Source organism: Acinetobacter sp. P37, from assembly GCF_057480965.1.
Window position 1 is genome coordinate 82,553 of sequence record NZ_JBLIYY010000002.1, and the last position, 13,793, is coordinate 96,345.

At 43.0% G+C, this 13,793-nt stretch carries 12 protein-coding genes and 5 tRNA genes; 13 read left to right on the forward strand and 4 right to left on the reverse strand.

The window, feature by feature from the left end; all coding sequences use genetic code 11:
• Positions 1 to 53 precede the first annotated feature (53 nt).
• A complete protein-coding gene (gene rlmB, locus AC25JC_RS02280; protein WP_111884878.1) occupies positions 54 to 812 on the forward strand; it encodes a 23S rRNA (guanosine(2251)-2'-O)-methyltransferase RlmB in 759 nt (252 codons plus the stop codon).
• Positions 813 to 820: 8 nt separating this feature from the next.
• Positions 821 to 1,741, forward strand: a complete 921-nt coding sequence (locus tag AC25JC_RS02285) for a DMT family transporter (protein ID WP_486923450.1) — start codon at positions 821 to 823, stop codon at positions 1,739 to 1,741.
• A gap of 14 nt (positions 1,742 to 1,755) precedes the next feature.
• Here the strand turns inward: AC25JC_RS02285 and coaE are convergent, their stop codons facing one another.
• The 4 genes from coaE to pilB form a co-directional block, all read right to left on the reverse strand.
• Positions 1,756 to 2,358, reverse strand: a complete 603-nt coding sequence (coaE, locus tag AC25JC_RS02290; protein WP_486923384.1) for a dephospho-CoA kinase — start codon at positions 2,356 to 2,358, stop codon at positions 1,756 to 1,758.
• A gap of 9 nt (positions 2,359 to 2,367) precedes the next feature.
• Positions 2,368 to 3,186, reverse strand: a complete 819-nt coding sequence (locus tag AC25JC_RS02295; RefSeq protein ID WP_180116089.1) for a prepilin peptidase — start codon at positions 3,184 to 3,186, stop codon at positions 2,368 to 2,370.
• Between the two features lie 65 nt (positions 3,187 to 3,251).
• Positions 3,252 to 4,481, reverse strand: coding sequence for a type II secretion system F family protein (locus tag AC25JC_RS02300; protein WP_078189420.1), 1,230 nt, complete (start codon positions 4,479 to 4,481; stop codon positions 3,252 to 3,254).
• Positions 4,482 to 4,513: 32 nt separating this feature from the next.
• The gene (pilB, locus tag AC25JC_RS02305) at positions 4,514 to 6,223 is read right to left on the reverse strand and encodes a type IV-A pilus assembly ATPase PilB (RefSeq protein ID WP_180116037.1); all 1,710 of its coding nucleotides are present in this window, start codon (positions 6,221 to 6,223) and stop codon (positions 4,514 to 4,516) included.
• 275 nt (positions 6,224 to 6,498) lie between these two features.
• On the opposite strand from pilB, the gene tpiA reads away from it, so the two are divergent.
• From tpiA to AC25JC_RS02360, 11 genes are all read left to right on the forward strand, one after another.
• Positions 6,499 to 7,290 carry a triose-phosphate isomerase gene (tpiA, locus tag AC25JC_RS02310; protein WP_078192561.1) on the forward strand — a complete coding sequence of 264 codons (792 nt, stop codon included), beginning with the start codon at positions 6,499 to 6,501 and terminating at the stop codon, positions 7,288 to 7,290.
• Between the two features lie 13 nt (positions 7,291 to 7,303).
• The gene (gene secG, locus AC25JC_RS02315) at positions 7,304 to 7,633 is read left to right on the forward strand and encodes a preprotein translocase subunit SecG (protein WP_180156717.1); all 330 of its coding nucleotides are present in this window, start codon (positions 7,304 to 7,306) and stop codon (positions 7,631 to 7,633) included.
• Positions 7,634 to 7,685: 52 nt separating this feature from the next.
• Positions 7,686 to 7,770, forward strand: a tRNA-Leu gene (locus AC25JC_RS02320).
• Between the two features lie 48 nt (positions 7,771 to 7,818).
• A tRNA-Met gene (locus AC25JC_RS02325) sits at positions 7,819 to 7,895 on the forward strand.
• Between the two features lie 73 nt (positions 7,896 to 7,968).
• Positions 7,969 to 8,045, forward strand: a tRNA-Met gene (locus AC25JC_RS02330).
• Between the two features lie 58 nt (positions 8,046 to 8,103).
• A tRNA-Met gene (locus tag AC25JC_RS02335) sits at positions 8,104 to 8,180 on the forward strand.
• A gap of 90 nt (positions 8,181 to 8,270) precedes the next feature.
• Positions 8,271 to 8,347, forward strand: a tRNA-Met gene (locus AC25JC_RS02340).
• A 216-nt stretch (positions 8,348 to 8,563) separates the two neighbouring features.
• Positions 8,564 to 9,088, forward strand: a complete 525-nt coding sequence (gene rimP / locus AC25JC_RS02345) for a ribosome maturation factor RimP (protein WP_078192559.1) — start codon at positions 8,564 to 8,566, stop codon at positions 9,086 to 9,088.
• A gap of 35 nt (positions 9,089 to 9,123) precedes the next feature.
• Entirely contained in the window at positions 9,124 to 10,608 is a 1,485-nt protein-coding gene (gene nusA, locus AC25JC_RS02350; protein ID WP_078192558.1) for a transcription termination factor NusA, read from the forward strand.
• Positions 10,609 to 10,618: 10 nt separating this feature from the next.
• Positions 10,619 to 13,312 (forward strand): translation initiation factor IF-2, encoded by a 2,694-nt coding sequence (infB, locus tag AC25JC_RS02355; protein ID WP_078192557.1) that lies wholly within the window; start codon positions 10,619 to 10,621, stop codon positions 13,310 to 13,312.
• Positions 13,312 to 13,719 (forward strand): ribosome-binding factor A, encoded by a 408-nt coding sequence (locus AC25JC_RS02360; protein ID WP_078189413.1) that lies wholly within the window; start codon positions 13,312 to 13,314, stop codon positions 13,717 to 13,719. The genes infB and AC25JC_RS02360 overlap by 1 nt, the downstream gene beginning before the upstream one ends.
• Positions 13,720 to 13,793: the final 74 nt, after the last annotated feature.

Consider the following 13,793-nt stretch of genomic DNA (forward strand, 5'->3'; position numbering starts at 1 on the left):
GGTGATCATACCCTGTTTAAAAGTTTTCGAAGTTTGCAAATTAGAGGTCGTTCATGGCGAAACCGGAATATTATTATGGCGTTCATTCAGTGGAGTCATTACTGGAACTTGAGCCAGAACGCGTATTAACTTTATTTGCGTTAAAAGGACGTGATGATCAGCGTTTAAAACGTATTTTTGAGTTGGCAGAACCGTTTGGTGTCAGCATTCAAAAAGCTAGCCGTGATAGTTTGGAAAAACTTGCGGGACAACCGTTCCATCAAGGTGTGGTCGCGGCTGTACGCCCCCATCCAATCTTAAACGAAAAAGATTTAGAGGCTTTATTACAAGCCAATCCCAATGCGTTGCTATTGGCTTTAGATCATATTACAGACCCACATAACCTTGGTGCATGTATCCGTACAGCGGCAGCTATGGGCGTTGAAGCCGTGATTGCACCGCGTGATCGTTCAGCGACGCTTACCCCAACAGCCCGCAAAGTTGCTGCTGGTGGTGCTGAAAAAGTGAAGTTTATTCAGGTGACCAACTTAGCACGTACATTGGCTCAAATCAAAGAAGATTTTAACGTGCGTGTGGTCGGCACCATGCTAGATGAAAAAGCTTTGCCGATTCAAAAATTTGACTTTACTGGTACGGGTGTATGTGTGGTGATGGGCGCTGAAGATACAGGTTTGCGTCCTATTACGCAGGCGCAATGTGATCAAACTGTTTACATCCCAATGGCTGGTAACTTGCAAAGCTTAAATGTCAGTGTCGCAACCGGTATGGCATTGTATGAAGCATGTCGTCAACGTAATAATGAATTGAAATAGAAGTGATGATGTCTCCCCAAAAGCAAGGTTATTTATATGTCTTCATTACCATGTGTATTTGGGGCGGATTCACCTTAACAGCACGTTTAAGCGCCAATTGGGGAATCAGTGCTTGGGACATTACCGCACTTCGGTTTGCTTTGGCATTTTGTATATTAATGCCAATTTTGATTTATAAAAAAGATACGGCTTTTTTATGGAAGAAAGAGCCTTTTATCCTTGCCATGCTCGGCGGGGTGACCTATTGCTTAACGGCCTATAGTGCGTTTCATTATGCTCCTGCGGCCCATGCTGCAATTTTTCTCAATGGTTGTATTCCCTTATGTACAGCCATAGCCGCGTTTCTGATCTTCAAACAGCCGATCGATAAGCATACGTGGATCAGTGTGGTGATTATGGTCTCTGCCATTAGCTTAATGAGCTATTTAATGTACGTCGAGACTGGTGTGGCATTTGGTTTAGGTGATTTGCTATTTTTTATCAGTGCCATTTGGTGGGGGATATTTACGGTATTGCTTAAGCAATGGAGGCTCTCTGCTTGGCATGCCATGGCGGGGGTTGCGGTTTGGTCTGCCGTGGTATTCGTGCCTATTTATCTACTATTTTTCCCTAAATATTGGTCTGACCCAGAGCCATTGCAACTCATTGGACAAGTTATCTTTCACGGTATTTTTGTGGTGATTATTGCGACTTTAACGTATGTAGAGGCGATCAAGCGTCTGGGTGCATTTAAAGCCGGAAGTATCGTAACTTTGGCACCTTTTATTGCTGCAATTTTAGCGGTACCGCTGCTGAATGAACCCTTAAGTTTTGCAATTGTGTGTGGATTGGTCGGGATGGGGATTGGAGCGATTCAACCGTGGAAATGGTTGGGACGAAAGGACAGTCTAGAGCAGCAACTCGAACAACAAAAAAAGCAGTCTGAGTAAGACTGCTTTTTTATTTAGCTTTTTTCAGCGTGCGCTAAGTACTTGAGATGCAACGGCCGAAGCTGTGCATAAAGATGATCTAAATGACCATCATTCAGCACGATATCATCTGCAATTTTTTGCTTTTCCTGACGCGACATTTGCACTTGAATGATTTTTTGGATTTGCTCGATATTTTGACCATCGCGCTGTGATGCACGCTGAATTTGCAATTGTTCCGTGGCATCAATCAGCAAGGTGTGATTGGTCAATTCATGTTGATTGGTTTCAAATAACAGTGGTGAAACCAAGATGACATAGGGGCTAGTGGCTTCGTTTAATTGTTGGATAATGGACTGGCGTATTGCAGGATGGGTAATGGCTTCAAGTGTTTGACGTGCTGTAGGATCTTTAAAGATATGCTCACGTAATGCACGCCGATTTAACTCACCATTCGCAAGTAAAACCCAATCACCAAATTGTTGTTGAATCTGAATCAGTGCGGGTTGCCCCGGTTCGACAACCTCGCGAGCAACGATATCAGCATCGACGACTTGAATGCCTTGGAGTTCAAACCAATTGCTTGCAGCAGATTTACCGCTACCAATACCACCTGTTAAACCCAAGACAAATGTCATACAACGACCTTACTGACCCAAATAAATTTTCATAATTTGATCACCCCATAAAAAGGCGATCCATCCAGCGATGGCAATATAGGGACCAAATGCAAAAGGTTGGTTTTCTTTACGAACTTTGAGCAAAATAATGCCAATGATTGCACCTACCAGTGAAGAGAGTAATACAATCAGTGGGAGCAGGAAAGGGCCCATCCATGCACCCAACGCAGCTAAAAGTTTAAAGTCACCATAGCCCATGCCTTCTTTGCCAGTGATGATTTTAAATAAATAGTAAACAATCCATAGGCATAAGAACCCGATGATATACCCCCAAATGGCTGAGGTTGCAGAGGTATAAATGGCATAGCTATTCACGCCAAGCCCGAGTGCAGCCAAAGGAAGGGTATAGCGGTCAGGTAAAAGTTGGGTGTCAAAATCAATAAATGTTAAGGCAATCAATACATAAGTCAGCACCAAACCAAACAGCATCTGGATGGTTGGACCAAAAACTGCAACAACAATCAGCGCACAGATCATGGTGAGTAATTCGATCAGTGGATAACGGCTACTGATCGGGTTTTTGCAACTTCCACATTTTCCGCGTAACACGATCCAACTGATGACTGGAATGTTTTGATACCAACGAATTGGCGTTTTACATTTTGGACAGGTTGAAGCAGGGGTACTTAGGGTAATCTTTGTTTCATCAATAATCGGTTGGTCTGGATGTAAAAACAGTTGGCAATCCGTGCGCCATTCTTGTTCCATCATCTTCGGCGTGCGGTAAATCGCCACATTCAAAAAACTGCCGATGCAAAGACTAAAAATCCCAACTGCGATATACATCGCAGTTGGGTTGTTGATTAAGTAGCTAAAAAAATCAGTAAACAAAATATTTCCCTTTCTTGGTTTTAACCAACCACTGAACCCATTTGGAAGATTGGGAGGTACATTGCGACAACAAGCCCCCCTACTAAAATCCCGAGAATAGCCATAATTAAGGGTTCCATCATCGAGGTTAAGCCATCAACGGCATTATCTACTTCATTCTCATAATGTGTCGCCACTTTATCTAGCATGGCATCTAAAGCGCCAGACTCTTCACCAATAGCGACCATTTGGACTGCCATAGGTGGAAATTTATCGGTAACACGCATGGCGAATTGCAATTGCTGACCAGTCGCGACATCTTCACGAATTTTCATGACCGCTGTTTCATAGACCACGTTGTTGGTTGCACCTGCAGTTGATTCTAGTGCATCGATTAAAGGTACACCTGCGGCAAAGGTGGTTGCCAAGGTGCGGCTATAGCGGGCAATAATCGCTTTATAAACCAAATCACCAAAAATTGGTGCTTTTAGTGCAGCTTTGTCTAAGAAGTCTCGGAAAGCTTTGCTACGTTTTTTTGCTTCTAGAAACCCACCAATTAATATTGCAATAACCACAAGCATGATAAACCAATAATCTTTAGTCCAATTTGACATATTGACAACCATCTTAGTAAAAGCTGGCAGTTCTGCACCAAATGAACTGAAAAGGCCTTCAAATACGGGTACAACTTTCACCATCAAAATAATGGTCACAATTATCGCGACCACAATAACTGTGGCTGGGTACTTCATGGCCTTTTTGATTTTTTGCTTAAGCAATTCACTTTTTTCTTTATAAATGGCAACACGATCCAGCATGGTTTCAAGTGCACCCGATTGTTCGCCTGATTCAACCAAAGAGCAAAATAGGTTGTCGAAATACTGCGGATATTTACGGAGTGCACCTGCAAAGGTATTGCCGCCTTCAACTTCACCTTTAATCCCCAAAACCACTTCACGCATGGCTGGGTTTTCTAAGCCTTCTGCCACGATCTCAAAGCCCTGAACGAGCGGTACCCCGGCTTTCATCATGGTTGCAAGTTGGCGCGTGAATACCGTGATATCCAAAGTGGATACTTTCTTTTTCATCAAGCCTTCGAGAATGTTTTTACGTTTTTCTCGAATGGTTCGGATGGTAATGCCTTGCTTACGTAAAGTGACTTTGGCTAAAGCCATATTACGCGAAGGCATTTCCCCTTTGATTTTCGCCCCTTTGCGATCCACGCCTTCATAACTGAAGGTTGGCATCATCTGCGCTTTTTTTACAGCCATGAATTTATCCTTATTTTTAAATACTAATTCACTTACTCACTGGTCACACGATTGACTTCTTGAAGTGAAGTCACCCCCTGCATGACCTTAATTAAGCCTGAACGGCGTAAATTGTTAAAACCTGCTTGATTGGAAGCTTCGGCAATTTGTAAGGCATTGCCGTCTTCCATAATAATTCTTGAAATTTCAGGTGTCACTTTCATGACTTCGTAAATACCCACACGACCTTTATAGCCTTCACGGCATTCGGCACAACCCACAGGCTGGTATATTTGGAATTCTGGTGTATTTAAATCATCTTCGGTAAAACCAAGCTCCAATAGACTTTGTTTTGGTACGTCTACTGTTTCTTTACATTGTGAACATAGGCGACGTGCAAGTCGCTGCGCAATGACAAGGTTCACGGATGTCGCGATGTTAAATGAAGGCACGCCCATATTGCGTAAGCGTGTCAGTGTTTCAGGTGCACTATTGGTATGCAGTGTAGACATCACCATGTGACCTGTTTGAGCCGCTTTAATGGCAATTTCAGCCGTTTCTAAATCTCGAATCTCACCGACCATCACAATATCAGGGTCTTGACGTAAGAATGATTTTAAGGCTGCAGAGAAGGTGAGGCCGACTTTATTATTTACGTTGACCTGATTGATCCCTTCTAAGTTAATTTCCACAGGGTCTTCGGCCGTTGAAATATTGGTATCTTCACGGTTGAGAATATTTAAACCTGTATATAAAGATACGGTTTTACCGGAACCCGTTGGGCCGGTAATGAGCAGCATGCCTTGTGGTTTTTCTAAAGCCTGCATGAACAGTTCTTTTTGATCCGGTTCATAACCCAACGCATCAATCCCTAGCATCGCACTAGATGGATCAAGGATACGCAGTACAAGTTTTTCACCAAACAAGGTCGGTAAAGAGTTCACACGGAAGTCGATAGCTTTGTTCTTTGACAGCTTTAACTTGATACGACCGTCTTGAGGTATACGTTTTTCCGAGATGTCCATTTGTGACATGACTTTTAAACGCGAAGCAAGTCGAGTCGCGAGCTGCAATGGCGGATTAGTAATTGTTCTTAACACGCCATCGACACGGTAGCGGACACGGTAAGACTTTTCATAGGGTTCGAAATGTAAGTCGGATGCACCCATGCGAATGGCGTCGACTAGCAGCTTATTGATGTACTTAACAATCGGTGCTTCATCACCCGTTGCCTCATCTTCATCTTCTTGAGATGGATCAGGTGTTTCACTATCTAAATCAAGATCAAAGTCATCATCAAAGTCAAAAGTACTTTCTTCAGCAAAGTTCTGTTCAATTAACTTTTCAAGTTTGTCATGTTCAACAATAATTGTTTCAGTATTCAGCTTACTACCAAATCGAATGGCATCCACTGCTTCAATATTGGTGGGATTACTGATCGCAACGAATAATAAATTGCCACGTTTAAAAATAGGCAAAATACGATGCTTGGTAATGAGTTTATCTTCAAATTCATCACGTATAATTAAAGACGTATCATAAGTTGAAATATCAAAAACCGGTTCACCGAACTCTATCGAGATGGTTTCTGCGATCAGGCGTGCTGAAAGGTGATATTCCTGAATCAAATGCGGCACGATATCTTGATGAGCCTTTTTTGAATTTTGCAGCGCTGCTTGCATTTTTTCGGCAGACAGATGCCCTTCGTCAACTAAGCGACGAATAAACCCCGTAAATCTTGAAGAACCTTGAACTGCTGTCATGCTTTTACTTGCCTATGCTTCAGTCTGTTTATAATTGGTATAGCAAAATTATACTTTTGTTGCACAAAAATACCATATCTTAAAGTGTTGTCACTAGCTAAGAATTGGTAAAAAGCATGAACCAGTCCTTAAATCTGCTTAATTTTTTTACAGAAAAGTGAAGATCTTGGAATGACTGGTGTGCTTCGAAGATGCAAATGTGTTGAAATTTATCTTCAAAATTATGAATTACGTGTAGAATGTGCCCGATTTCATCTTTGTCATGTGGGATAAATATGTCGGGTTCGACGATTACGCCTTGGGTAGTGGGTAACTGGAAAATGAACCCATTGCAAGCCGATGCTGGCGCACTTCTTAAGAATTTTAAGCAATTATTAGATGAACAAAATATTGCTGAAGCGGCATGTCATATTGGGGTTGCACCAACAGCTATTGCTCTGACCACGGTGCAAAATGAATTAACACAAGCTAGCCGTAACATCATAACCGTTGCACAAGACGTTTCTCGCGTTGCAGGTACAGGTGCATATACGGGTGAACTCAGTGCTGAGCTATTAAAAGATTATGGTGTTGAATTTGTACTGATTGGTCATTCGGAACGCCGTGAAATATTCGCTGATCAACCGCATATCATTAATGAAAAAGTAAAAAATGCATTAAACGCAGGTTTGACTGTGATTTATTGTGTGGGTGAAAGCTTAGAACAACGTGAAAGCGGCCAAGCAGAACAGATTGTGTTACAACAAATATGTGATATTGCTGCTGTTGTACAAGCAGAGCAGTGGAAACAAATTGTGGTAGCTTATGAGCCAATTTGGGCTATTGGCACAGGTAAAACAGCGTCACCTGAAGATGCGCAAGCGATGCACGCTAAAATTCGTGAAGGTTTAAGCCAAATCACCCCAATGGGACTTCATACTGCGATTCTTTATGGTGGTAGTGTAAAACCTGAAAATGCAGTAGAGTTGGCAGCCTGTCCGGATATCAATGGTGCGCTGGTCGGTGGTGCATCATTAAATGCAGAGTCGTTTTATAAAATTGCTCAAGCATTTGCAAATACAAAATAATTAGGAGTTCAGCATGCATACGTTTGTGCTGGTGGTACATATTATCTTAGCGATTTTAATGATCGTGCTGATTTTAGTTCAGCATGGTAAAGGCGCAGATGCGGGTGCATCTTTTGGTGGCGGCGGTGCTGCAACTGTATTTGGTGCATCGGGTTCGGGTAACTTTATGACCCGTTTGACTGCGATTTTAACGGCTTTGTTCTTCGTTACGAGCTTGACACTTGCTGTGTTTGCAAAGAAACAAACGACAGATGTTTATAGTCTGAATGCGATTTCTTCAGTACCGACTGCGCCTGCAAAATCGGCTGAAACTTCGCCAACTGCACCAAAAAGCGCTGAATAATTTATTTAGCACTTTCTTTTTTGACGTGTTGCGACTAGAATGCGTCACAGCTGCGGTGGTGGTGGAATTGGTAGACACGCTACCTTGAGGTGGTAGTGCTTTCGGGCGTGGGGGTTCAAGTCCCCCCTTCCGCACCAACTTATAATCCAGAACATAAGTTGGTGTATGCAGCAAAACTCTGTTGATGCGGGATGGAGCAGTCTGGTAGCTCGTCGGGCTCATAACCCGAAGGTCGTTGGTTCAAATCCAGCTCCCGCTACCAATCAATTCTATTTTTAAGATGCAAACTTTTAAATGGACAGCTTTTAAAGCTGAGAAAACTATTTGCATATTGATGCGGGGTGGAGCAGTCTGGTAGCTCGTCGGGCTCATAACCCGAAGGTCGTTGGTTCAAATCCAGCCCCCGCTACCAATCTTATATAGCACACAATCTATATAAGCAGTTTATCTGAAAGTCATTGTGATGTTGATGCGGGATGGAGCAGTCTGGTAGCTCGTCGGGCTCATAACCCGAAGGTCGTTGGTTCAAATCCAGCTCCCGCTACCAATCCTCTGAGATGCAACTCAGTAGGGCAATTCTTCAGGTTGTTTTAGATTGAAAATGACCAAGAAATTGTATATAATTTTTGCATGTTGATGCGGGATGGAGCAGTCTGGTAGCTCGTCGGGCTCATAACCCGAAGGTCGTTGGTTCAAATCCAGCTCCCGCTACCAAGTTTCTAAAAGAGGCTCACAACTAGGTGGGCCTTTTTGCACAGTGGACTATGGTTTTCTGTGTAATAATGGGGCGATTTACGCCCTTTTTTATTGGCTATCGTGTAGTGTCGACAGTATTTTGGTCAAACCGTCATGTTTCACTACTACTATAGTTTCGCATTGGTCTGTAGTGGTCATTTCGACCATCGAATCGCACAAATTTGACGAGAGTAAATGAAGCTATCAAATAAAACTCAAGCACTTCAGGACTTAATTGCCCCAGCGGTGCAAGCATGTGATGTAGAACTTTGGGGGATTGATTTCCAACCTCAAGGAAAACGTTCACTGTTACGTATTTATATCGACCGTGAAGTTGATGAAAATGCAGAACCTGTCATCAATGAAGATGGCGAAGTTGAGCAAGGCCGTGGTATCGGCGTGCAGGACTGTGTTCGTGTCACTCAGCAAGTGGGTGCGATGTTGGATGTACATGATCCAATTTCAGGCGAATATGCATTAGAAGTGTCATCTCCAGGTTGGGATCGTCAGTTCTTTAAATTGGAACAAATGACGGCATACATTGGTCAGCAAGTCGCTTTGCGTTTGATCAGTGCTGTAGATAATCGTCGTAAATTCCAAGCCAAACTTGTAAACGTAGACCTTGAGAACGAAATGATTCAGGTTGAAGTTGAAAAGCAACAAGTGTTGGATATTGACAGCCACAATATTGATAAAGCAAATCTGGTTTTCCAAGATTAATTTAATAAATAAGAATCTGAACGAATAGGTGACTTATGGCTCGTGAAATTCTTACCGTAGTAGAAACGGTTAGTAACGAAAAAGGTGTAAGTCGTGATGCAATTTTTGAAGCGCTTGAACAAGCTTTAGTTGCAGCGACTAAGAAGAAATTCTACGAGGGAACTCACTCGGAAGAAGCTCGTCTACGTGTAGAAATCGACCGTCGTACTGGTGATTACCGTACTTTCCGTCAATGGGAAGTGGTTGCCGACGAAGATCACGAAATGCCAGCATGCCAAGATGCGATCTCTGATGTAGATCCTGCAAAATGGGCAATTGGTGATATTCGTGAACTTGAAGTTGAATCGATTGATTTCGGTCGTATTGCGGCACAAATTGCGAAACAAGTGATTGTTCAAAAAATTCGTGAAGCAGAGCGAGCGCTAATTGCAGATGCTTACGAATCTAAAGTTGGTGAACTCATCTACGGTGAAGTGAAAAAACAAACCAAAGATGGCTTTATCATTGATTTAGGTGACAATGCAGAAGCATATCTTGCGCGTGAAGAAATGATCGCTAAAGAAATTCTACGTCCTAAACAACGTGTAAACGCGATTTTGTTTAACGTAAATCGTGAAGGCCGTGGTGCTCAGTTATTACTTTCTCGTTCTAAACCAGAAATGCTCATTGCATTGATGAAGAAAGAAATTCCTGAAATTGCTGAAGAAATCATTGAGATTAAGGCTGCTGCACGTCAACCTGGCGTTCGTGCTAAAATCGCTGTGAAAACAAACGATCACCGTATTGATCCTGTAGGTGCATGTATTGGTATGCGTGGTACACGTATCCAAGCAGTTCAATCAGAGTTAAATGGTGAGCGTATTGATGTAGTCGTTTGGTCTGATGACGCGGCACAGTACATTGCAAGTGCTCTAGAGCCTGCTGATGTATCAGGTATCGTGATTGATGAAGAAGAACGTACTGCAGATATTATTTTTGCAACGAGTGATCAGTTAGCACGTGCAATTGGCTCTCAAGGTCAAAACGTACGCTTAGCATCTGAATTGACGGGTTACAAGCTCAATATGATGCTTGAAGAAGAATATCACGCACGCCAACAAAACGAAGCGCAACAATATTTAGATATGTTTGTTACACGTCTAGATATTGATGAAGACTTAGCGATGGCGTTAGTTGAAATGGGTTTCACATCATTAGAAGAAATCGCGTATGTTCCTGCGGAAACATTCGATGAGATCGAACTTGATGCTGAAACTGTTGAAATGCTACAAGGTCGTGCAAAAGAAATCGCATTGGCTGATGCATTGAAGCAACAAGAAAACATCCAAGAGCCAAGCGAAGAGCTTGCTGCAATGGAAGGCGTGACTAAAGAAATCGCATATGCGCTTGCCGCTCGCGGTGTGGTAACTGTAGATGATCTTGCGGATCAAGCCACTGACGATATCTCTGATATCGAAGGTTTAGGTGCTGAAAAAGCAGGTCAACTTATTATGAAAGCGCGCGAATCATGGTTTAACTAGGAGGTAATATATGACGGACAAGTCGATTAAGGAGTTAGCTCTCAGCGTGGGTCGTCCAGTTGAGAAGCTGCTGGAACAGGTTCGTGATGCGGGTTTACCACAAACTAAACCTGACGATATTATCTCCACTGAACAACAAAATGCCCTCGTTAACCATTTGAAAAAAGTTCATGGTCAGGATGCGGGCAATGCAGGACAAATCACGTTGAAACGTAAAACTACCAGTACTGCTAAAGTGGCGAGTACATCGGGCAAGGCAAAAACGATTAATGTAGAAGTTCGTAAGAAACATACATTTGTTAAACCGGATCCTGAGCAAATTAAAGCTGAAGCATTAGCGAAAGCACAAGCTGACCAACAAGCACGTAAACAGGAACCTAAGGTTGAAGCGAAAGCTGAAGAACCGAAGCAACAACCAGTATCTAAAGCGAAACAAGCTTTAGAAGCAATGCGCGCTGCTGCGAAGCAAGAACATGCGAAGCAAGAAACACCGAAAGCTGCGGTTGTTGTAAAACGTAAGTCAAACAACAAGCCAATTACAAAACCTGTTGAAACTCTAGAACAGAAAAAAGCACGTGAAGCTCAAGCAGCACAATTGAAAGCTGTAGAAGAAGCGGCGCGTCGTAAAGCCGCTGAAGAAGCGCAACAACGTACGCTTGAGCAAATGCGTCAAATGGCGTCTAAGTATTCTAACGAAGACACTACTGCGACCATTCGTGTTGTAGATGATTCTCCGCTTGCTGCCGGCCTTGTAGGTCAGGCATATGAAGATTCATTTGCGAAAGAAGACCGTGAAATTAAACGTGGTACCAATACCAACAATTCACGTTCACCTAAAAAAGGTGGTCGTCGTGGCGAAGAGCAATCTTTCCGTGATAACTCACATAAACGTGGTTTAAAAACAAGTCAAGCGAACAAGCATGGCTTTGAAAAACCAGTTAAAAAACAAGTTTATGATGTTGAAATTGGTGAAACGATTGTTGTTGCTGACTTGGCTGCGAAAATGGCGGTTAAAGTTCGCGAAGTTATCAAATCACTCATGAAAATGGGGGAATTGGTTACTCAAAACCAAGCGATTGATCAAGAAATTGCAGCACTTGTTGTTGAAGAAATGGGTCACAATCCAGTACTTGTTTCGGATACACAAGCAGAAGACAACTTACTTGAAGCAGCTGAAGAAGCGCGTGGTGTCCAAACCACTCGTCCGCCAGTTGTGACAATTATGGGTCACGTTGACCATGGTAAAACATCACTTCTTGACCGTATTCGTCGCTCTAAAGTGGCTGCAGGTGAAGCAGGTGGTATCACACAGCATATTGGTGCTTACCATGTGAAAACTGAAAAAGGTATTATTACTTTCTTAGATACACCGGGACACGCAGCATTTACTGCAATGCGTTCACGTGGTGCGAAATCTACAGATATCGTAGTGTTGGTTGTTGCAGCAGATGATGGTGTTATGCCACAAACTGCGGAAGCGATTGACCATGCACGTGCAGCAGGTACGCCAATTATTGTTGCTATCAACAAAATGGATAAAGAGTCTGCTGATCCAGATCGCGTATTGAATGAGTTGACGACGAAAGAAATTGTACCTGAGCAATGGGGCGGTGACGTTCCAGTGGCAATGGTTTCTGCGCACACCGGTGCAGGTATCGACGAACTTCTTGACTTGATCTCAATTCAAGCCGAACTTCTTGAGCTTAAAGCATCTGAAGAGGGTGCGGCACAAGGTGTTGTAATTGAAGCACGTGTAGACAAAGGGCGTGGTGCGGTAACATCGATTCTTGTTCAAAACGGTACATTGAAAGTGGGTGACCTTGTTCTTGCAGGTTCGTCATACGGTCGTGTACGTGCAATGACAGATGAAAATGGTCAACGTATTAAATCTGCTGGTCCTTCGATTCCTGTGGAAATCTTGGGTCTACCAGAAGCGCCAATGGCGGGTGATGAAGTTCTTGTTGTAAATGACGAGAAAAAAGCACGTGAAGTTGCTGATGCGCGTATGGATCGTGAACGTCAAAAACGTCTTGAGCGTCAATCTGCGATGCGTCTTGAAAATATCATGGCGTCTATGGGTAAGAAAGATGTGCCTATTGTCAACGTGGTATTGAAAACAGACGTACGTGGTACTTTAGAAGCATTACACGTTGCACTTGCTGAACTTGCAACTGATGAAGTGAAAGTACGTATTATTGGTTCAGGTGTTGGTGCGATCACTGAGTCTGACGTAACACTTGCTGAATCATCAGAAGCGGTTCTTCTCGGCTTTAACGTACGTGCTGATAATACTGCACGTCAAAAAGCTGATGCTGATGGTATCGACATTCGTTACTACTCGATCATCTATCAATTAATTGATGATGTGAAAGATGCGATGAGCGGTAAATTGGCGCCTGAACACCGTGAAACAATTCTGGGTGTTGCTGAAGTACGTGAAGTGTTCCACTCAAGTAAATTCGGTGCTGCTGCAGGTTGTATGGTACTTGAAGGTACATTACACCGTAATAAACCGATTCGCGTATTACGTGATGACGTGGTGGTATTCCAAGGTGAGCTTGAATCTCTTCGTCGCTACAAAGATGTGGTTGAAGAAGTTCGTGCCGGTATGGAATGTGGTCTTGCGGTGAAAGGTTATAAAGACATCAAAGCACAAGATAAGATTGAAGTGTACGATGTTCAATTAATTAAACGGAGTCTTTAATGGCGGGTAGTCAACGTCTGAAGCGTATGGCGGATACAGTACAACGTGAGTTGTCAGAACTGATCCGTCAGGAGCTGAAAGATCCACGCTTAGGTGGTCTCGTGACCATCTCTGCCGTGAAGGTGAGCCCAGACTTAGGATATGCCGAAGTTTATGTGACTGTAATGGGTCGTGAGCTAGGCGATGAGCAAAGTGAAGCCGCAAATAAAGAGACTTTAGATGTCTTGAATAAAGCATCTGGTTTCTTGCGTCATGAACTAAGCCGTCGTATCAAAACACGTATTACGCCACGTTTGCGTTTCCATTACGACAAAACAAATGCTTATGGCAACTATATGTTTGGTCTAATTGCGGAAGCGGTCAAGGACTTACCTCCTACTGACGAAGCAAAAAAAGATGATGAATAATTCAGTTCGCTGAATGAAAAAAGCCACCTTTGGGTGGCTTTTTTATGTTTGAATAACGGTAATTTAAAAACTCA